Source organism: Moorena sp., assembly GCF_982860115.1.
This window is the reverse complement of record NZ_CEYLVT010000002.1, coordinates 1-20,440: the sequence shown is the minus strand read 5'-3', so window position 1 is coordinate 20,440 and position 20,440 is coordinate 1. Positions and strand designations below refer to the sequence as shown.

Annotated in this window: 14 protein-coding genes; 9 read left to right on the top strand and 5 right to left on the bottom strand. The window is 43.4% G+C overall.

The annotated features are described in order from the left end of the window. Window positions 1–87: 87 nt before the first annotated feature. From AC4II3_RS00605 to AC4II3_RS00590, 4 genes are all read left to right on the top strand, one after another. Window positions 88–1,626: a ferredoxin--nitrite reductase gene (locus AC4II3_RS00605; protein ID WP_488009506.1), complete on the top strand. Its 1,539-nt coding sequence runs from the start codon at window positions 88–90 to the stop codon at window positions 1,624–1,626. A gap of 244 nt (window positions 1,627–1,870) precedes the next feature. Further along, entirely contained in the window at window positions 1,871–3,247 is a 1,377-nt protein-coding gene (locus AC4II3_RS00600) for an ABC transporter substrate-binding protein (protein ID WP_488009504.1), read from the top strand. A gap of 713 nt (window positions 3,248–3,960) precedes the next feature. Beyond that, window positions 3,961–5,481 (top strand): MFS transporter, encoded by a 1,521-nt coding sequence (locus AC4II3_RS00595; RefSeq protein ID WP_488009502.1) that lies wholly within the window; start codon window positions 3,961–3,963, stop codon window positions 5,479–5,481. Between the two features lie 438 nt (window positions 5,482–5,919). Next, on the top strand, window positions 5,920–8,163 hold the full coding sequence (locus tag AC4II3_RS00590) for a molybdopterin oxidoreductase family protein (protein WP_488009500.1): 2,244 nt from the start codon (window positions 5,920–5,922) through the stop codon (window positions 8,161–8,163). A gap of 40 nt (window positions 8,164–8,203) precedes the next feature. On the opposite strand, the gene AC4II3_RS00585 is transcribed toward AC4II3_RS00590, so the two are convergent. Then, window positions 8,204–8,419, bottom strand: coding sequence for a hypothetical protein (locus AC4II3_RS00585; RefSeq protein WP_488009498.1), 216 nt, complete (start codon window positions 8,417–8,419; stop codon window positions 8,204–8,206). 265 nt (window positions 8,420–8,684) lie between these two features. Here AC4II3_RS00585 and AC4II3_RS00580 point away from each other — a divergent pair, with 265 nt between their 5' ends. The 3 genes from AC4II3_RS00580 (at window position 8,685) to AC4II3_RS00570 (ending at window position 12,337) form a co-directional block, all read left to right on the top strand. Continuing rightward, window positions 8,685–9,449, top strand: a complete 765-nt coding sequence (locus AC4II3_RS00580; protein ID WP_488009496.1) for a DUF429 domain-containing protein — start codon at window positions 8,685–8,687, stop codon at window positions 9,447–9,449. Between the two features lie 75 nt (window positions 9,450–9,524). Further along, window positions 9,525–10,592, top strand: a complete 1,068-nt coding sequence (bchI, locus tag AC4II3_RS00575; protein WP_488009494.1) for a magnesium chelatase ATPase subunit I — start codon at window positions 9,525–9,527, stop codon at window positions 10,590–10,592. Between the two features lie 344 nt (window positions 10,593–10,936). Further along, the gene (locus AC4II3_RS00570; protein ID WP_488029142.1) at window positions 10,937–12,337 is read left to right on the top strand and encodes a CHAT domain-containing protein; all 1,401 of its coding nucleotides are present in this window, start codon (window positions 10,937–10,939) and stop codon (window positions 12,335–12,337) included. Window positions 12,338–12,507: 170 nt separating this feature from the next. Here AC4II3_RS00570 and AC4II3_RS00565 read toward each other — a convergent pair whose 3' ends face one another. The 4 genes from AC4II3_RS00565 to AC4II3_RS00550 form a co-directional block, all read right to left on the bottom strand. Next, a complete protein-coding gene (locus tag AC4II3_RS00565; protein ID WP_488015142.1) occupies window positions 12,508–15,318 on the bottom strand; it encodes a CHAT domain-containing protein in 2,811 nt (936 codons plus the stop codon). 188 nt (window positions 15,319–15,506) lie between these two features. Beyond that, entirely contained in the window at window positions 15,507–17,465 is a 1,959-nt protein-coding gene (locus tag AC4II3_RS00560) for a ShlB/FhaC/HecB family hemolysin secretion/activation protein (RefSeq protein ID WP_488015140.1), read from the bottom strand. 315 nt (window positions 17,466–17,780) lie between these two features. Beyond that, window positions 17,781–18,227 carry a helix-turn-helix domain-containing protein gene (locus tag AC4II3_RS00555; RefSeq protein WP_488015138.1) on the bottom strand — a complete coding sequence of 149 codons (447 nt, stop codon included), beginning with the start codon at window positions 18,225–18,227 and terminating at the stop codon, window positions 17,781–17,783. A 178-nt stretch (window positions 18,228–18,405) separates the two neighbouring features. Continuing rightward, window positions 18,406–18,561 (bottom strand): AraC family transcriptional regulator, encoded by a 156-nt coding sequence (locus AC4II3_RS00550; protein WP_488015136.1) that lies wholly within the window; start codon window positions 18,559–18,561, stop codon window positions 18,406–18,408. Window positions 18,562–18,690: 129 nt separating this feature from the next. Between AC4II3_RS00550 and AC4II3_RS00545 the strand changes: the two genes are divergently transcribed. After that, complete coding sequence (locus AC4II3_RS00545; protein WP_488015134.1) at window positions 18,691–18,882, top strand: hypothetical protein; 192 nt, start codon at window positions 18,691–18,693, stop codon at window positions 18,880–18,882. Between the two features lie 362 nt (window positions 18,883–19,244). Continuing rightward, on the top strand, window positions 19,245–20,390 hold the full coding sequence (locus tag AC4II3_RS00540) for a patatin-like phospholipase family protein (protein WP_488015132.1): 1,146 nt from the start codon (window positions 19,245–19,247) through the stop codon (window positions 20,388–20,390). Window positions 20,391–20,440: the final 50 nt, after the last annotated feature.

Sequence of the window (20,440 nt, the reverse complement as noted above, 5' to 3'; positions counted from 1 at the left end):
ATTAATTTATCCACATCAAGAGTAGTAACATCAGAGGCTCTGGACAAAACTTCTCGCAATTGAGCAAAAGGCAACGAGGGAACAGCTATGACCAGCGCAGCTAAGCCAGCCGCCAAAAAACTGAACAAATTTGAAAAATTCAAGGCAAAGAAAGATGGTCTTGCCATTAAGGAACAAATAGAAGAGTTTGCCAGAATTGGCTGGGAAGCAATAGATCCAGATGACCTACAGCATCGGCTGAAGTGGATGGGTATCTTTTATAGACCTGTCACTCCAGGCAAGTTCATGCTACGGATGCGGACACCCAACGGGATTCTCAACAGCACTCAGATGCAGGTACTAGCTGAGATAGTCCAGCGCTATGGTGAAGATGGTAGTGCTGATATCACGACCCGCCAAAACACTCAGTTGCGAGGTATCCGCATTGAAGACATGCCTGATATTTTCCGCAGGTTCGAGCAAGTTGGCTTAACTAGTGTCCAATCCGGTATGGACAATGTCCGCAATATTACTGGTTCTCCCATGGCGGGGATAGATCGCGATGAATTAATTGACACTCGGGATCTTGTCCAAAAGGTACAGGACATGATCACTAATAACAGCCAAGGAAATTACGAGTTTACTAACTTGCCCCGTAAATTCAATATTGCCATTGAAGGGGGTCGGGATAACTCAGTCCATGCTGAAATTAATGATATTGCCTTCGTTCCTGCGTACAAAGATGGAGAACTAGGCTTTAATGTAGTCGTAGGTGGCTTTTTCTCCGCCAGTCGTTGTGAAGCTGCTGTTCCCCTCAATGCTTGGGTACTGCCTAATGATGATGTAGTTGACTTGTGTCGTGCTATCCTAGAAGTATATCGGGATAAAGGCTCGCGGGCGAATCGGCAAAAATCCCGGATGATGTGGTTGATTGATGAGTTGGGGATTGACAAGTTCCGGGAGGAAGTCAGTAAGCAGTTTGGTCGAGAACTCCCTACGGCTGCTCCTGACGATGAAATAGATTGGGAAAAGCGAGACCATATCGGTGTCTTTGCCCAAAAGCAACCAGGTCTGAATTATGTGGGTTTACACGTTCCGGTTGGTAGGCTTTATGCTCAGCAGATGTTTGATATCGCACGGATGGCTGAGGCTTATGGCAGTGGCGAAATCCGCCTTACGGTTGAGCAGAATGTGATTATTCCGAATATTGCGGATGCTAATCTCGACGCTTTCTTAGCTGAACCCCTCTTGCAGAAATTTACCATTGAGCCCAAACCCCTAGAACGGCTTCTAGTATCTTGCACAGGAGCCCAGTTCTGCAAGTTTGCTCTGATAGAAACCAAAAATCGTGCCTTGGGAATAGTTCGGGAACTGGAAGAAAAGTTAGATATACCAAACCCGGTGAGGATTCATTGGACAGGTTGTCCCAACTCTTGTGGTCAACCCCAAGTAGCTGATATTGGTTTGATGGGAACTAAGGTGCGTAAAGACGGTAAGTCTGTTGAAGGAGTCAATATTTACATGGGTGGCAAAGTTGGGAAAGATGCTAAACTGGGCGAGTGTGTGCTCAAAAGTGTGGCTTGTGATGACTTACCAGAGGTCTTGGGCAATATATTGATCGAGAATTTTGGAGCAAAATCCCACTAGGTTAGTTGTAAGTCGGAGAGTCCTGAGTAACCACCAGAAGACTCTATACTAGTTACTGAAGTAATAGCTAATAACCTTATAACTAATAACTAATAGCGTCAGCTGACGGCTGAATGATTACCTCATAGCTAATCCGTCATAGCTAATCCCTAATCACTGTTGTCAAGGGTTAGTGGTTAATGCTTAGGTAATGGTTAAAACTTAGTTTTCCATTTTCCATTGTCCATTAACCCTAGACGACAATATGGAGCGCCGCAAGTTTCTCAAATACATCGGCTGTGCCACGGTAGGATGTGGCTTTAGTGCCTGTAGATCAAATAATCTATTCGATTTCCCAAAACGCGATCGCTCCTCTGAGGCAACTCAACGACCTCCGGCTAACTTTGGTAAGTTAGAAAAAACTAACCTCACCATTGGCTTTGTTCCTGTAACTGACTGTGCTCCTTTAATCATTGCCAAAGAAAAGGGCTTTTTTCAGCGCTATGGTCTGAATGTGGGTCTTAAGAAATATCCTGACTGGTCAGCGGTTCACAAAGACTTACTATCATGGGGTATAGATGCCTGCGTTGCCTTGTTTGGATTGCCTTTGCTCACCAATTTTGGTTCAGCCAAGGCACCAGTGATATCTCTAATGATGCTCAATCGCAATGGTGCTGGAATCACCTTTTCCAAAAAAGCTTGGCAAGGTGCTATTCGTCCTTCAACGGAGTACTATAATTTCCGAGATTTTGCCAACTCCTACAGGAAATACATTAGACGATTAACCGAGCCCCTTAAGCTAGGGATAGACTTGACCAACTCCATGGCAAACTATACCCTTCTGTACTGGCTATCAGCTATGGAGATTAATCCCGAGAAACAGATTAAGCTAATCGAGTTTCCACCATCTCAAATGGTATACAAACTCCAAGCTGGGATAGTAGATGGCTACTGTTTAGATGAACCCTGGAACCAAAGAGCAGTTGTAGACCAGGCTGGATTTACTGTTTATGTCAATCGGGATATTTGGAAAGGTCATCCAGGAAAAATACTCGCAACCATGGGACCTTGGGCAGAAAAACATCCCACAACCGCCCGAGCTTTAGTAGCAGCGGTTTTGGAAGCTTGTCAGTATTGCGACCAACTAGAAAATCGCCAGTCAATTGCTCAGATTATATCTAGGAGCAAATACATCGACACTAAGGTAAAGCATATAGAAGGTTCTTTACTGGGCAACTATAATTATGGTGGCTTTGACCAGAAAGACCGATTTGAAGCAATCCCTGATTTCAATTTATTTCACTTTCAAGATACAGACTATCTGAAAAAGCCCAATCATGCTAATTATCCTTGGCGCTCCCATGGTGTTTGGCTGCTAACCCAAATGATTCGCTGGCGTCATATTAACCGACGTCAATATCCCAAGGATGCTGATAAAATTATCGACCGGATTTATCCAGTGAAAATTTATGAAGAGGTTGCCAAAGCCTTGAAAATCGATCTACCTAGTGAGCGTATGAGGGTTGAACCTGCTGATGTGTTTGTGGATCAAAGAGCATTTGATCCTAGTCAGCCAGTTAATTACCTCAATGGTTTCGATATCCGGGCTGATCGTTCTCAACTCTTTGCTGGTGTGAATTAAGCCTTCAGCTATTGGCTATCTGTTAACTAAGCTCCAAGCATCGACCAAGTAAAAAAGCGCACCTAAAAAAGCCGACAAAGAGAAGCACACCTAGAGACTTTATCTATTGAAAGTCTCTAAACTTCTTATGCGCCCAAGGCTTGCATCACATTAGCTGATGCAGAATGCTATACAGCTATAAGCAATAATCAGCTTTCACAGGAATAAGATCAAGTATAGTTCGGTCAGTGGTCAGTAGTCAATTACCTATTACCCATTACCCATTATCCTCAAGTGACTCCAGAATTGGCCAACACGCCAATTTCATTGCTCTGATGTAATTATTAAATATTAATTATGCATTAAAATCATCACAATAAACAATTTGTAACAAATCATACGAAATTTATGTTTTAGGGGTGTCACTATTAGTACCTGAACAATAGTATTAAGTTAACTTCAAAAAAGTAGTATCTATGGGCGATTACTGTAGCAATGAATTCCGAAAGAATTCCCCTAAAAGAATAAGCTATAGTATTCAAACAAATAGGTAACTTTAATCAGAATCAGTCAGCAATTTAATGGCAACATACCAGCTGGATTGTTTTGAAAGGGATTCTTTGGAGTAGTTTTTGGAGGAAACTAAATCAACCCAAACGTTCAGCTGTAATGGCTCATGCTGTTGGTGCGTGAATCTTCTGTTTTCGTAGTTTGAGTAGAGGAAAGGTATATAGATGCTCGCAGAAATGTGGTCGTTTCGTGGTAGGTATAAAATCCTCCACATGACCTGGTTTGCTTTCTTCCTGTCGTTTGTAGTCTGGTTCAACTTAGCGCCCCTAGCAACACAGGTGAAATCAGACTTCGGTCTCGAAGTAGGTCAAATCCGAACCATCGCAATTTGTAACGTTGCCCTGACAGTGCCTGCCCGTATCATCATCGGGATGCTGTTAGATAAATACGGACCAAGAATCACCTACTCCCTGTTGCTGATGTATGCAGCAATACCTTGTATTGCCTTTGCCTCAGCACAGAACTTTAGTCAACTGGTGATTAGCCGCTTGGCACTGAGTATCGTAGGTGCAGGTTTTGTGATTGGCATCCGGATGACGGCAGAATGGTTCCCTCCCAAAGAAATTGGTTTAGCCGAAGGTATTTACGGGGGCTGGGGTAACTTTGGTTCTGCAGCAGCAGCCTTTACACTACCTACCATTGCCGCCTTCTTAGCCTTTGGCAGTCCAGGTCTGAACTGGCGTTTTTCCATTGCTGGTACTGGGATTATCGCTGCTCTCTATGGTATCCTATATTATTTTAACGTCCAAGATACTCCCCCAGGCAAAGTTTATCAGAAGCCCAAAAGCGCCAGAGGAATGGAAGTCACCACCAAAAAAGACTTCTGGTTTCTAATGCTGATGAATGCTCCTCTCTCCATCATTCTTGGTGTCCTAGCTTGGCGCTTGAATAAAGTAGGGTTTTTCGAGCAAAATGTTCTCTACATCGTCTGGGCTGGTCTACTTGGGTTGTATCTGTTCCAAGCTTACAACTGTTGGGCAGTGAACAAAGATTTGTTAGCAGGTCGTAAGCGCTATCCTCCTGAAGACCGCTTCAATTTCTCTCAAGTTGCCATTCTAGAGTTGACCTACATTGTTAACTTCGGTTCTGAATTAGCTGTAGTTTCTATGCTCCCTGCCTTCTTTGAAGGTACCTTCGGACTGAGTAAACAAGCAGCCGGGATGATTGCTGCTAGCTACGCCTTCATGAACTTGATGTCCCGTCCTGGTGGCGGCTTAATCTCTGATAAACTGGGTAGCCGCAAGATGACCATGGCAGTTCTAACATTCTGTATGGGTATTGGCTATCTGATCTTCAGTACGATGAACGGAGGCTGGTGGCTTCCTGGTGCGGTACTGCTGACCATGGCTTGTTCCTTCTTTGTCCAAGCTGGAGAAGGCTCTACCTTTGCCATCGTACCTCTGGTTAAGCGACGGATCACCGGTCAGGTGGCTGGTAACGTGGGTGCTTACGGAAACGTGGGTGCTGTGGCTTACCTGACTATCTTCAGTTTATTGCCAGCAGGGGATGTGGGTAACCGCATATTCTTCCAGGTATTGGGTGTTTCAGCTTTGGTTGTTGCCTTCCTGTGCTTCCTAGTCTTGAAAGAACCTAAAGGTTCCTTTGCTGAACTCCATGAAGGGGAAGAAGAATACGCTACTGCTGCTAGCCCTGCTGCTATGGGAACTGGAGACGTGATGAACTAGTTCCTTGGTGGCTCTAGTTGAAAGCACTCTACACTAGATGGCTGAAAAATATCTAGATAGAAATGGGGCAATCTTGATCAAGATTGCCCCAAAATCTACGGAATAATCGCTTCTAAAACAAGGAAAAAAATCCTCACCATTTAGTTATCAGCTTTTCAAGACTGATCAAGATTTGGAATTAACGAAAACTTGGGAAAAAGATTCTGCAAGGATAGGATTTATAGTCGAAAAGCCTCAAGATGGTAACTAATTTAGCGAACTAACTACTAACTAGTTGATTAACTAATTTATGATTAAGTTTAACTCAACATTTGTTATAAATAACTGATAGTTGATATAAGAAATATTAATCATAAAATAATTGAAAAAATCTTTAAAATAGTCACAAGATATACTAAAAATACTCAAAAAAAAAAAAAATAATTGGGGGAAAAAATCATGACTGACTCAGCTAAGACACTCTGTCCCTACTGTGGGGTTGGCTGTGGTCTAGAAGTATTACCTCCAGCTGCTTCGGGTCGTGCTACCTATCGAGATAGTCAAGGAAATCCGATTTGGAAAGTCAGAGGCGATCGCTCTCATCCCTCAAGCCAGGGTATGGTTTGTGTCAAAGGTGCTACGGTTAGTGAGTCTTTGGATAAAGACCGCCTCAAGTATCCCATGATGCGGGATTCCCTAGACCAACCATTTCAGCGAGTGAGTTGGGATGAAGCCCTAGACCAAGTAGTGAATCGGATTCAAACGGTTCGTTTCACCCAAGGACCAGAGGCAATTTGTATGTACGGTTCCGGTCAGTTCCAAACCGAAGACTACTATATTGCCCAGAAATTGCTCAAAGGTTGTCTCGGTACTAATAACTTTGATGCTAATTCCCGCCTGTGTATGTCCTCAGCTGTAGCTGGATACATCCAAAGTTTTGGTTCAGATGGACCTCCGTGCTGCTATGACGATCTAGAATTAACTGACTGTGCCTTTTTGATTGGGACTAATACAGCAGAGTGTCACCCCATTGTATTTAACCGTCTGCGTAAGCATCACAAAAAGCATCGTAATGTTAAAATGATTGTGGTAGACCCTCGCCGCACGTCTACCGCTGAAGTGGCTGATTTACATCTAGCCATTAAACCGGGTACTGACATTGATTTACTCAATGGTATTGCTCACTTACTATTGCGCTCGGGTAAACTGGACACGGAATTTATTGAGGAGTGTACCAGCGACTTCTCCGCATACGCTCAGGTAATTATCAACTACCCACCGGATATCGTTGCTCAAAGATGTGGTATAGCGGTGCATGAACTTGAGGAAGCCGCTCGCTACTGGGCAAAATCGAAGCGTGTCCTGTCTTTATGGTCAATGGGGGTCAACCAATCCTCAGAAGGTACCGCTAAAGTCCGCACCATCATCAATCTGCACCTGATGACAGGGAACATTGGTAAACCAGGAGCAGGACCATTTTCTCTAACTGGTCAACCTAATGCGATGGGAGGACGAGAAGCTGGGGGACTGGCTCACATCTTACCGGGTTATCGGGTAGTAAAGAATCCCCAACACCGTAGTGAGGTGGAACAGTTATGGAAACTCAATCCAGGGACAATTTCCCCTAATCCTGGTCTTGATGCTTGGAGCATGATCAAAGGTCTAGAAACTGGAGAAGTCGGTTTCTTGTGGATTGCTGCTACTAACCCAGCTGTGAGTATGCCGGATATTGAACGAACTAAGGCAGCCCTAAGAAAATCCTCCTTTACTGTCTATCAAGATGCCTACTACCCCACTGAAACCGCTGCTTATGCTCATGTCTTGCTCCCAGCAGCCCAGTGGAGTGAAAAGACTGGCGCTATGACTAACTCTGAGCGAGTTGTCACCCTTTGTCCCCAATTCCGTAATCCACCAGGGGAAGCCAGACCGGATTGGGAAATCTTTGCGGAAGTAGGGCGTCGCCTCGGCTTTACTAAAGAATTTGACTTTACTGACTCTGCTGCTGTCTATCGGGAATTTGTCGAACTGACCCGTGGACGACTTTGTGATATGACCGGACTTAGTCACGAACGCTTACGGAAAGACGGTCCGATTCAATGGCCCTGCCCTGAGGAGTTCCAAAATCAAGAATCTTCTGAGTCAATCAGCAATACTGGCAAACGGCTTTATACTGACTTCCGATTCAATACGCCCGATAGCAAGGCAAAATTTGCCGCTTTCCATTCTAAAGGACTGGCAGAACCCCCGTCGGAGGATTACCCTTTGGTGCTGACCAGTGGCAGACTATATGGTCATTGGCACACCCAAACCCGCACCGGACGGATTGAGAAAATCACCAAAATGTACCCCAATCCGTTACTAGAAATTCATCCCCGTGATGCCCAGAAGCTGGGGATTCAAGATGGGGGTTGGGTAGAAGTGCGATCGCGTCGCGGAATTTGTCGCTTCCCAGCTAAAGTCACTAAAGCTATTACTCCTGGTACAGTGTTTGCCCCCATGCACTGGGGAGCTTTGTGGGCAAATCAGGCAGAAGCTAATGCTCTGACCCATCCCGAATCTTGTCCCATTTCCCTGGAACCAGAATTAAAAGCCTGTGCTGTCAACTTGGTGCCCATCAGTGAAACTGAGAGTATGCGATCGCAAAATCCCAACCAAGAGCCATTAGGAACACCGATTTTACAAAAGCTTAAAGTGTTTAGTTGATTGTTAAAAGTTTAAGGTTAAAAGTTTAATCCTTCCCTTCTTAATTGCGCTCTCCAAGAGTTTCCCAAACACCTGCCTCACCAAGGGTGATTGGAGTCTCGGTTTGTGTCTGGGAAAAATTTGAGATAGACATAAACGGCACTAAGCCCATCACAAAGGAGCACAAAACAATCAGGAAAGTCATCCTGAGGGGATGCTGCCAGTGTGTAGTTACAACATGGGAGTGGGTTGTGCTACTAAGATCTTGCATGCTCATGACTAAAACCTCAGAATAGATGTGTACGAATATAGGGATAGTTCACTGTTGTCTTTGAGGATGCAGTGCATTGTTCCTATTCATGCCAAGTTGCAGGGACAGTCGGCAACTTGGTATTTTTTTGGTATTTTTTTATGCACTAAAATCCTTGACCCTTTGAATCATACAAAAATTTTTGGGAAAAGTAGCTAGATTTACCAAATAAAAACACAAAAAGTAACATTAGTTACTGAATTGAATTAATTTTTGTGAAATACAGTAAATTATGAGGTTTTTAGGAATAGATCTTGGCTGGACTTCTGGAGCAACTGGTCTTTGTTGCTTAGATTGGTCTGCTGGTACCCTAAACCTCCTAGATTTAGACCGCAAAGAGTCAATCACAGATATCCTGAACTGGATAGACCATTGGTCACCATCTCCAGAACCCGCCATGGTAGCAGTAGACGCTCCTACCCTGATTCCCAACCCTACAGGAATGCGCCTACCGGATAAATTGACCCATAAATATTTTGGTCGCTATCATGCTGGGTGCTATCCCGCCAACCTTCAACGCCCCTTCGCCCAGCGCACCGTAGAATTTGGTCTGAGCCTAGAACAACGGCAATTTATCCATGCCCCAACCATCACTCCCCAAAAACTAGGGCGCTACCAAATTGAAGTCTTTCCCCATCCCGCCATCGTTCAGCTATTCAACCTCAATCGCATCCTCAAATACAAAAAAGGCAAACTGATCGAAAGACATGCTGAACTAACCAAACTTCGTCAATATATTCTCGATACCCTCCCCACCCTCACCCCTTCTCTCAACTCCCTCTCATCCTCACCCCTTACTTCCAGTCTTTGTAGTTCATTTCTGCCCCACATCCCCACTACAGGCAAAGCCCTCAAAGCGGCTGAAGACCAGCTAGATAGCATCATCTGCGCCTATGTAGGAGCCCACTGGTGGTATTGGGGAACTGAATTTAATTTGGTGTTAGGAGATATAACAACTGGGTATATTATTATCCCCTCTCAAAACGGAAAAGACTGATGAACACTCAAGGCACGCACTATGGCAAAATAGTAATCGTCGAGAAAAACCAACCATAACAATTAAGTAATCCCAGTGAGTCCTACTGCCCAAGCGCCCAAGACTACTCGCCGCCTAGTGTTTCCTTTCACCGCCATTGTCGGTCAAGAAGAAATGAAACTGGCATTGCTCCTAAATGTGATCGATCCCAAAATTGGGGGAGTAATGATCATGGGCGATCGCGGCACAGGCAAATCTACTACTATTCGTGCCTTAGCTGATTTATTACCAGAAATCGATGTAGTTGCTGAAGACCCCTTCAACAGTGACCCTAAGGATCCTGACTGGATGGGCAATGGTAACGGAACAGCTGCATCCAGGACTTCGGTCAAGAAAAAAGTTCCCATGATAGATTTACCCTTAGGGGCAACCGAAGACCGGGTTTGTGGCACCATCGATATTGAAAAAGCATTATCTGAAGGGGTCAAAGCGTTTGAACCAGGACTCTTGGCTAAAGCTAATCGAGGCATCCTCTATGTCGATGAGGTTAACCTGCTAGATGACCACCTAGTGGATGTACTCCTAGACTCCGCTGCTAGTGGTTGGAATACTGTAGAACGGGAAGGTATATCCATTCGCCACCCTGCTCGCTTTGTTTTAGTAGGTTCTGGTAACCCAGAAGAAGGAGAATTACGACCCCAGTTACTAGACCGCTTTGGGATGCACGCGGAAATCCGTACGGTCAAAGAACCAGTGCTGCGAGTCAAAATTGTGGAAGAACGGGGAGAGTTTGATCAAAATCCTAACCAATATATTGAACAGCACCAATCTGAGCAAGAAGCGTTACAGAAACAGATAGTAATGGCTCAACAGCGACTTGCTGAAGTAGAAATGGACTACGACTTTCGGGTGAATATTTCAGAAGTTTGCTCAGAACTGGATGTGGATGGACTCAGGGGTGATATTGTCACTAATCGTGCGGCTAAGGCTCTGGCTGCATTTGAAGGACGAACTGAAGTTACAGTGGATGATATCCGCCGGGTGATTACCTTATGTTTACGGCACCGTTTGCGTAAAGACCCCCTGGAGTCGATTGATTCAGGATATAAGGTGCTGAAATCCTTTAACCGTGTTTTTGGGGTTGAAGCAACTGAAGAAGATTGAGCGTAATGATTTAGCTATCAGCATATGCGCTACGCCCATGTAGTTACGATTGATATACTGTAGCGCAATACCTTTTTTAAATTATTTTCCTTTCTGGCATAAATAGTTAACTCAAGGGTGATAAGTAAGTAATATATAGCAATCCTAATTCCCATTAAATAGGATTGCTGTTACCTATTGCTGTCACAAATATTGACTATTCTGACAGCTAGATTTTTTAGCCATCTGCTGTCAATTGTGCTCATTGTAATCGTAAGTATTCAGCGTTTAGCGTTTAGCTTTCAGCTACTCCTAGTCAGGATAATCCTAAATACTTACGTTTGCTTCTCTGTTGTGAGGTAACTATGAAAGGAATAGCGAGTAGCTTTAGCTGGTTCCTAGCGACACTACACTTCACCGGAACTATCAGTGCTCTTTCGGTGCAAGCACAAGTCACTAAGCCAATTTCTAACAATACTGGCTCCAATGCTCTTACTCAAACTATTGCTCAATCACCAGCTGTTAATCCCCCCAACTTTGGAACAGCCCTGGACAATAACCAGGTAGTAGAAGCAGTACCTTTAATTGAACAAACTTGGGAAAAACAATATCAGAATCACCTAGACCTCAATTTTCCTGACAAATCCATCACTGTGGAAGAAATTGCTGATACTCTTGGCAAAATCAGCAATCAAACTGGTCAAAAGCCTGGTCTGATCTACATGGTGCCGCGATCGCACCAACTAGAGCTAGTATTAATTACACCAGAAGGTAAGCCCATTCACAAGCGTGTCTCCGCAGCCAATAAGGAAGCTCTGTTGAGTCTAGTGCAAGAGTTTATCCAAACTATTACTAATCCTATTCGTAGACACTCTAAACATTATCTGCCAGTAGCTCAGCAACTCTATCAGTGGATGATTGAGCCTGTGGAACCATACCTTAAAACTCAAGGTATCGATAATCTAATTTTTTGCCTAGGTGGAGGGTTACGCCAGCTGCCCTTTGCTGCCTTACATGATGGCCAAGAGTTTCTGGTCGAAAAGTATAGCTTAGCCCTGATTCCGGCCTTCAAATTAACAGATACCGTTTATAGTGATCTGAAAAATTCCCAAGTTTTGGCTATGGGGGCATCAGAATTTAATGAACATAATTCCTTACCTGCTGTACCGGTAGAGTTATCTGTTATCACCCAGTATCCCTGGCAAGGTAAATCCTTCTTGAATCGTAATTTTACCATAAATAATCTCAAGTGGCAACAGCGATATAATAAGAATTATAAAATCCTGCACTTGGCAACTCATTCAGACTTCCAGGCGGGAAAACCAAGCCAGTCTTATATTCAGTTTTGGGATAGTAAACTGACTTTAGAGGAATTCGGTGAATTCCGTTGGCACTCACCAACAATAGAATTATTGGTGCTGAGTTCTTGTCGAACTGCTATCGGGGATAAAGAAGCTGAGTTAGGCTTTGCGGGATTAGCAGTTAGCGCCAATGTCAAGTCAGCAGTCGCTAGTTTGTGGTATGTCAGTGATGGGGGAACCTTAGTGCTGATGAGTGAATTTTATCAGTCTCTTAAGACTGTACCAATTAAGGCTGAAGCATTGCGACAAGCTCAGATCGGGATGTTGAAACAAAAGGTAAGTTTGGCAAGTGTTACTGATCGACCAAATGTATCGTTACCTCCAGAATTAGCATCTCTCAACTATGAAGATTTATCCCATCCCTATTATTGGGCGGCTTTTACAGTAGTTGGTAATCCTTGGTGATAGCTTGCTGTTAGATCAGCTATCAGTTATCAGTTATCAGCTATCAGTTATCAGCTATCAGCTATCAGCTATCAGCTATCAGCCTTGGCCTTTGGCCACGCTACGCGAACAGCTATCAGCTATCAGCTATCAGCTGACCGCTGACCGCTGACCACTGAATGCTTAAGCTATTACAACCAATTCCCTACCATCAGATAAGGAGCCCAGTAATAAGGGTGTTCATAGTTTGGGTCTTGTAAAATTGATTTTTGGGCGCGATTGAGGGCTTCAGCTTTTGAGATTGATTTGTCAGTAAGTTCCTGGTAAAACCGATTCATTAACACAGCTGTGATTTCATCATTGACCGCCCAAATGGTGGCGAGGGTACTACGTGCTCCTGCTTCTATGGCTACACCAGCTATTCCCAGAGCCGCTCTCTTGTCCCCAGCTGCCGTTTCGCATGCACTCAGCACCAGTAATTCGATGGGAATGGCTTGGCGTAGGTCTGTTGTTTGCAGTAAGTCCTTCAACTCAGTAACATTTATCTTACTATCCCAGGTCAGAATGAACGTCTTCTCAGCTTCAGAGCTAAATTCACCATGGGAGGCGATGTGTACTACTGGGAAAGGATCTGCTTCAACAGAATTTTCAAAGTTGGTTTCAGTAAAGTCCTGATTGAGGAGGATTTCACTAGGAACTTGAGCCTTAATTTTCTCTAGCTCTACTTCTACAAATGGCAAAGAATTATATCCCTGACGGGATTCAGATAACCCAGCCGTTAACACTCTGATATTTTCCCTGACTAAGCGCTGGGGATTCATTAAATCTAGTCCAGGGGTTAGCGCTATATTATACTTCTCCACTAAATACTGCTTACCGTCGTGGAGTGCTGCCATGGGAATATTGCGCAAGGCTCCATCAAGCACAAATACTAGGGTGTCTACTTGTGAGTTAGCTAAATCCTTCTCAATGGGTCGGATTATCCAATTGTATACCTGCTGCGACATTCCTAAAAATACCGGTCGATGAACCTGGGGTAGGAAGTAACCCAGCTCTTCGAGAGTAGATTCAATTTGGTCTTGGGGAAGTTCTGTTCTATAGTGAAGCAGTTGTTGTTGGGGTAAGCGGATAATTATATCTACGCTTTCTGGTAGTATGATAGGATAAATTAATGCTGCTTTCGTATCAGCTTGGTCAATGACTTGATCAATCACGACAGGAGTAGCATTTAAGCAGGCTGAGCGAAAATAGTTATCTAGTTCGGCTAACTGTAGTGACTCAATGATCTCACGGGCTTTTTCCAAGTTGTCGGGATTGGAATTTCTGCTATCTGATTGCAGCAGTAATTGCACGAATTCTCGATAGACTGGCTCGACACTCTCTCGAAATGTAAACCTTACCTGTTGGTTAACAGCTACTAGGTCACTCCGTATAGACTTGAGAGTATTAACGGCTTCGGTGTAAGCTGCGATCGCATTTTCCTCTTCCCCAAGCCCTGTCGAAATACGTCCAAGTTGCCATTGCCAGCGATAGCTAATATCCGGAGCATTGATTTCCTGAGCTAACTTTAACGCTTGTTGAGTCAGGTCTTGAGACTCTGGCAACTGCTGATTCTGCTCATACAGTTGACCTAGAGTACCAATAGCATAAGCTTCAGCTCGCTTATCTCCCAATGTTTTAGCCTGTTGTGCCGCAGTAGCTAGGATTTTAGCAATTTCATAAGAAGGAGCAACCGCAATCTTAACCGAAGGCTGAAGTCTCTTGGCTGAAATCTCAACATTTCCTTCATCCTTGATACTTCTAACTTCATCCTTCATTAGGCTTTGAGCAAAATTAATCCTCACATAGATACTGCGGCGGCTCAGAGGTAAGGATTCCAGTTGGGGCAGGATTTTAGGGATTAGTGCTTGCGCTTGCTTTATCCTTTTAGTATCAATCAATAAGCTAAGTTGATTTAATTGGGCTTCAAGCTTAGTGATTGGATCCGTAGACTCATCGAATGCTTGTTGATAGTAGTCAATAGCTTCCTCTAATTCTTGCTGAGCCTGCGCTGTATCCCCTGAGCTAAGCTGAGCCCGGGCTGTATTCCCTAAACTAAATAGTGTAGCGCTAATCTCTTGAGACGATGATAAGTTTCGGGCAATCTGTAAGCTTTTTTCTAAGGTTTTCTGGGATTGGCTCAGCTGTCCTACTAATTGACGCATATTCCCAAGCGATCGCAACAATATCGCTTTATTCAAAGAGTCAGGTTGAGCAATTAACGATTCCTCGACCTGATTGAGTAGATTCAACGCCCGCTTATACAGTCCTAAGTCTTGTAGGGCTTGCGCTATATTAATCCGACTGCGAATCTGACCAGCTTCATCCCCTAATTCACTATAAGTTACTGCAGCTTGCTCCCAACTTTCTATTGCTGCTTGTGCTTCTGATGAACCAAGCTCAATACTTCCTTTTATCATTAGGGATTGCGCCAGCACTTGTAAGTATGCTGTCGAATCGGTGGTTTTTATAGAGCGCAATAGTTTTTCACTATTAGCGATCGCATTCTTGGCTTGAGTCCATAATCCCAGTTGCTGATAAGCCAACGAGAGATTACTCAACACCATCGCTTCTGATAGCTGATCTCCCTGACTTTGATTACTCTCAAGAGCTTGTTCTAAAACATCTACTGCTTCGGCAAATCTACCTGAATCGTAGAGACCTTGCCCCTGTTTAAGTAAGGTGGAAACTTTAAGGTTAGCAGGTTGAACGTTATCAGGTTGTTCGCGTAGCGTGGCCTTTTGGCCAAGGTTAGCAGGTTTAAGGTTAGCAGGTTTAAGGTTAGCAGGTTTAAGGTTAGCAGGTTTAAGAGCAATATCCCCTTCAACCTTCAACCTTTCAACCTTCAACCCTTCAACCCCTTCAACGTTCAACCTTTCAACCTTCAACGTTTTTGGGGCTGTTGCTAAAACCGGAGGCACTAAATTGCACAGTAATGCTGTTAACAGAGCGATCAGAGGCAAACTTATCCACCTCCTTCTCCTCAACCCTAAATATTTTCGATTTGCTCTAGCTAGACTCCCATAATATATCCTTTTTTTGACCATTGTCTTTTTTTCCGATTACTGCATCTGATAACTAGGATGATAAGCGCTATACTAATAGCAATTTTTAATTGTTAATTTTTAATTGTTAATTTTCATTTCCCTGATCAAAACGGTCTAAAAATCACCGAAAAGTAGAATCCATCTTCTTGTAAGGTTCTATCCCTAGTTTCAACATCCACCAACTGCAAGCCCCAGCCGATATTAGCCTCTAGGAAATCTCCTTGCTCCCACCGCAAACCCAGACCAAGGGATGCGATCGTGTTATCATCAATATCATTTTCATCGTCTCTATTCCAGCCAGTACCAAAATCAAGAAAAGGAGTCAACTGCACCAGAGTTCCGCTATCATTCTGAATAATTGGCAGACGCAGCTCCGCAGAAATAAAGGCACCATTGTCCGATAGAATCAGATCCTGGCGATAGCCCCGCACACTCTCTAAACCGCCAATCCCTATCTGTTCTAATGGTACCAAGCCTCGGTCTGCTAGTTGCACATCCCCTCGGATTAATAAGATAGTGTTTGGTGCCAGTAGCCTTACCCATTGGCCTTGACCGCGCCAAACGAAGAAATTGCTATCTGGTCCACCCCTATTAAGAGTCGTATCTCCTGAACTAATCCCGATACTTAACTGGGAACGAGCTGCTAAAACTTGTTGTTCACTGCGCTTAGTCCACTCTTGGAATAACCGGATGGCATTAATCCGCGTACGCCCTTCATCATCAGCCCCTGCTGATAAAGGAAAGGGAGTATTCAAAATAGATGTTTCACTTTCCTGGCGTGAGCCGGTAATACCAATAACTACTTCTTCCGTAGGAGTTTGGAATACAGGCTGACGCAGGGTTATTTCATAAAACCGTGATTCTGAATCAATATCTATATCATCAAAAGGAGGCTCAATTACTTCACTAGATGTTGTCCCATAGGCGAGGCGCAAGGTACCATTGCGCGGATTAATCGGTAAGGTATAGCTAACATCAAAGGTATCACTACCATCAGTGTTGGTGTAGTTGAATTCTAAGGCATCTCCCAATCCTAGTAAATTGCCTTCTCGAATTTGGGGACGACGCCGAAAGCTTCCTACACTCGGAGAGCGCCCATTATCTAATGTTATTTGGGTGCTGAAGGTATCGGCTTCAGTTACTGTTACTTCTAGCAAACTCTCCCCAGGCTCAACACCCGCCGACAGTTCAGCTGAGATGTTGGCAATTAAAGGGTCGAGTCGCAGCATTTGTAAGGCTTGTAGTAAGCGCCTTACATTCAGAGGCTTCTTGGTAGCGATCGCAAGACGGCTTTTGATGTAATTAGGATTAAGCCGACTCAGACCCTTGACAATAATATCTTCTAATTCCCCTTCGATAATCTCAATTGTAACTATCCCATCTTCAAGTTGCTGAGGTGGGATATAAGCTCCAGAGTTAACGTATCCTTCATCATCATATAACTTGGTAATCTCAGACCTAATTTTAAATAATCTTGGGAAGGAGATGGGTTGATCGAGGAAAGGTTCGGTAACTTCCGCTAATTTTTCCTGGCTGAATACCGTTGAGCCAATAATATTAAACCGTTTAATGAAAATTTGTTGTGGAATGTCATCGAGAATTTCATCCGGTAGATCAGGGCTAGGAGCAGATGGGTCAAGAAGTTCATCCACAGGAGGAAGTTTCTGGGGAGGTTGAGGTTCTGGCGCTGGTTCCAGAGAGGGGGGTTTAGGATCTGGGAAGGGAATTCGCCGCCGCTCCTCGGGTAGCTCTATACCCGGAGGTAGGTTTGGAGGTAGGGCTTGACTAATTTTTGCCGGGGCTGGAGGACTGAGGAGCTGGTTAATACCCATGGTGTTGAAATTTGTTACAGTGTCGCTCCCTAAAACCTGATTATCCCCTTTGTTCAAGTTCTCTGGAATTGGCACTGGCTCCTGTGGTAATGAATCCTTTACGAAGACTAGACTCTGATCATTAACAGCAGCTTCAGCTTCTAAGGGTTTTAAAATTAGGCTACTAACGACTGCTAATGCACCCAAGGTTAACAAAGATGAACTCCTGACTACTGCAACAAATCTAAACATTACTTACAATATCGCAAATGTTTTTAGTAGGTAATAACTATGATTAGTTTTCCTGGTGCTAGAGTGGCAAATAAAACCAACAGTAGTCAAGGGTAAGGGAAGAAATTGAGAAAGAATGTAATAGATGTGTAGATTTATAAGTATATATAAGGATAAGTTTTGCGTCCGCCTAGGGTAGCCCAAAGGCCAAGGAACACCAAAAGCCAATAAGCTTAAAGTTTTAACCTTCAAGTTAACACCTTTTTTTTGAGTCTTAAGCTACGCAAACAAGTAGCTTCCAACTGGGATGACCCCAAGCTAATACTGATTTTGCAATTAGCTAAAGACTTTAGTGAGAATTTCCACAGAAGGATCAACTTCTAGCCACACCGTAGCCCCACAATCCTTAGGAGAATTGGGTTGATAGACTAACCGAGATGGGCCCTTGATTTCTACATAATGACCGTAGGTGTTGCGATTGCCTTGTTTGACAGTGAGCACAGGGTTGTAGGTGTCGTACTTTTTATTTTGCTTAATGACGTTTTGGTTGACGTGGATGTAAGTCGCCACCTTCTGGAAACCTCTTCTCCAAGTTCCCTTTGGTCCACGGCGACCGGGACTGACCTTGGGCAAGCCATTAAATAGGGGAATTTGCCAAAATCTGCCTACTTTTTGAGCGCCCTTAATTCTGCCATTTTTCAGAAGTTGCCGAACTCGTTGGACGCAAATCCCTAGAAGAAACGCTGCTTGGGTAGTTCCGACTATCTTGGTTTGTTGGTTCATTTTTTGTTGTCCTTTACTATCGCGCTAATCTTATATTTAAGCTAACACATTAATTTCAGGTTGTGTTAGTTTTTTACAAAATTTTACATTTTATATAGCGCTAGTTTTTTATAAGTGCTAAGGGATGTTTAACTTGATTAAGTCATGAATTTAAATTAGCGCTATACTTTAGCCAAATTTATCTAGCGCTAATTTTTTTCCCGATTCCCGACTCCTGATTCCCGATTCCCGACTCCCGACTCCCGATTCCCGACTCCCGACTCCCGATTCCCGACTCCCGATTCCCGATTCCCGATTCCCGACTCCCCCAAGACTTTGTTACAAAAATTTGCAAAATATGTTATAATGAATGTTTTTTTATGTTATAATAGAAACATAGACGCGAAAGCGTTAAGAGCCAGCCCCAAGTTTTCCCAAGGCCGAAGGCTGGCTCTAGACCCCCACTTAAGGAGATACCTAAAGTATGACTTATGCCGAACGCCTATACCCGTGGGCGATCATCCGTTTATTGCCGAGGATGCAACGGGTCGTTGTTGGTCGGTACCGGAACCGGTCTGATGCGGAGGGGCATTTGCGGGCACTTAAACGCTTAATGCCTGATGGGGAATTTGTGATTATTTTTAATTTGCCTGAACCTATGGATGAAGAAACTTAGGGGGATTATAGAGTCAGGAGTTTTTTTCACAGCCTTGCCTTTCCTCTATAGGACTATATAAATAGTTCAATCTGGTAAATTTACTGAAGTCATTAAATAAAAAAGTGGCTAAACTCAGTGTGTACTGAAAAAGGGAGACTTCAATAACAAAGAATTGAAGTATACTCCCTCAATATCAGATGTTTGTGCGTAATACAAACTTACGTACCAATCCGTATCCGTAACTTTCAGTAACGCCAAATTTCAGTTTTTTTCGTAAGTAGTCAGTTTTTAATCTTACGCTTATGCTTGCAAGTTGGTATAAGTGCTGAAGAATTACGTTAAATTGCTCAGGGATATCTTATCATTGGGATAAACTAGTTATGACTTACAAGATTTTAAGCTTAGATGGTGGTGGTTTTCGGGGAGTAATATCTGCTCGAATTCTCCAAAAATTTGAAGAAAAACTTGGCAAGCCATTGTATGAATACTTTGATTTAGTGGCTGGAACGTCTACAGGTTCTCTTCTAGCTGCTGGTATTTGTCTAGGAAAAACTGCTGATGAATTACTAGACCTTTATAAAAATAATGGGGAAAAAATATTCCCAAAGGTAACAAGAGTTTATCGTAACATTTCTAAACTGAGGCTCTTTTTAAATTTTGGTCTATACCCTAATAAGGGACTAGAGGGTGTATTACAAGATCAATTTGGCACTACTAAAATCAGTGAAATCTCTGAGGATAAACCTGTTTTATTAATTCCTGCTTATTCGACTGAAGAACGAAAAACCATTTGGTTTTGTAGTAATAACGCTGAATCAGGTCGTCAATGGTATGACAATATTGAAATTTCTAAAATATGTGTTTGCTCCGCCTCGGCTCCCACGTTTTTTCCACCTTATAATTTAGAAGTGCCAGAACCCCAATTAGAGAACCAACTGAAAGCAGGCAAAAAATATCCGTTTATCGATGGGGGTATTGCAGTTAATAATCCTGCTCTGATAGCCATAGCTCATGCCCTGCTTCTTCCATATTATCCCTCTAATCCAAACCATAAAAAGCAACTTAAACTCGATGATATAGCCATTGTTTCTATTGGCACAGGTCACATCACCAATCCATATAACTACAATACAGTTAAAAGTTGGGGGATGCTTGGTTGGGCACAACAGCTAGGTAATCTATTTATGCCCGCCCCAAATCAAGTTAATCACGATGTTTGCTGGCAAATAATTAGACAAGGAAATGATGAAAATGCCAAGCGTGTGTTACGCCTTGATTTTGAGATAGAAGATGATAAATTGGAAGCTATTGATGATCCTAAGCTATATGATAAATTTGTTGAGGCTGCGAATCAATACCTGTTTAAAAAAGGTCAAGCTAGGGTAGGAAAAGACAAATGGCATAATCCTATCGAGGCAATTGAAGAGTTCATCGAGAATAACCCTATAGATAAAGACACAACAGAGTCCAACACAACGAGTAACGGCACGAGTAAGGCACTTACTTCAGTGGGATCAGGGTGTTGAACAGATTTTGTGACGCATTCCCCCACCTGGCCTACGGCCACGCTGCGCGA

Coding starts and splice junctions, on each gene's coding strand:
- AC4II3_RS00590 (WP_488009500.1), top strand. CDS start 5,920: ATGACTGACTCAGCTAAGACACTCTGTCCCTACTGTGGGGTTGGCTGT.
- AC4II3_RS00545 (WP_488015134.1), top strand. CDS start 18,691: ATGACTTATGCCGAACGCCTATACCCGTGGGCGATCATCCGTTTATTG.
- AC4II3_RS00600 (WP_488009504.1), top strand. CDS start 1,871: ATGGAGCGCCGCAAGTTTCTCAAATACATCGGCTGTGCCACGGTAGGA.
- AC4II3_RS00580 (WP_488009496.1), top strand. CDS start 8,685: ATGAGGTTTTTAGGAATAGATCTTGGCTGGACTTCTGGAGCAACTGGT.
- AC4II3_RS00560 (WP_488015140.1), bottom strand. CDS start 17,465: ATGTTTAGATTTGTTGCAGTAGTCAGGAGTTCATCTTTGTTAACCTTG.
- AC4II3_RS00570 (WP_488029142.1), top strand. CDS start 10,937: ATGAAAGGAATAGCGAGTAGCTTTAGCTGGTTCCTAGCGACACTACAC.
- AC4II3_RS00540 (WP_488015132.1), top strand. CDS start 19,245: ATGACTTACAAGATTTTAAGCTTAGATGGTGGTGGTTTTCGGGGAGTA.
- AC4II3_RS00595 (WP_488009502.1), top strand. CDS start 3,961: ATGCTCGCAGAAATGTGGTCGTTTCGTGGTAGGTATAAAATCCTCCAC.
- AC4II3_RS00605 (WP_488009506.1), top strand. CDS start 88: ATGACCAGCGCAGCTAAGCCAGCCGCCAAAAAACTGAACAAATTTGAA.
- AC4II3_RS00555 (WP_488015138.1), bottom strand. CDS start 18,227: ATGAACCAACAAACCAAGATAGTCGGAACTACCCAAGCAGCGTTTCTT.
- AC4II3_RS00585 (WP_488009498.1), bottom strand. CDS start 8,419: ATGAGCATGCAAGATCTTAGTAGCACAACCCACTCCCATGTTGTAACT.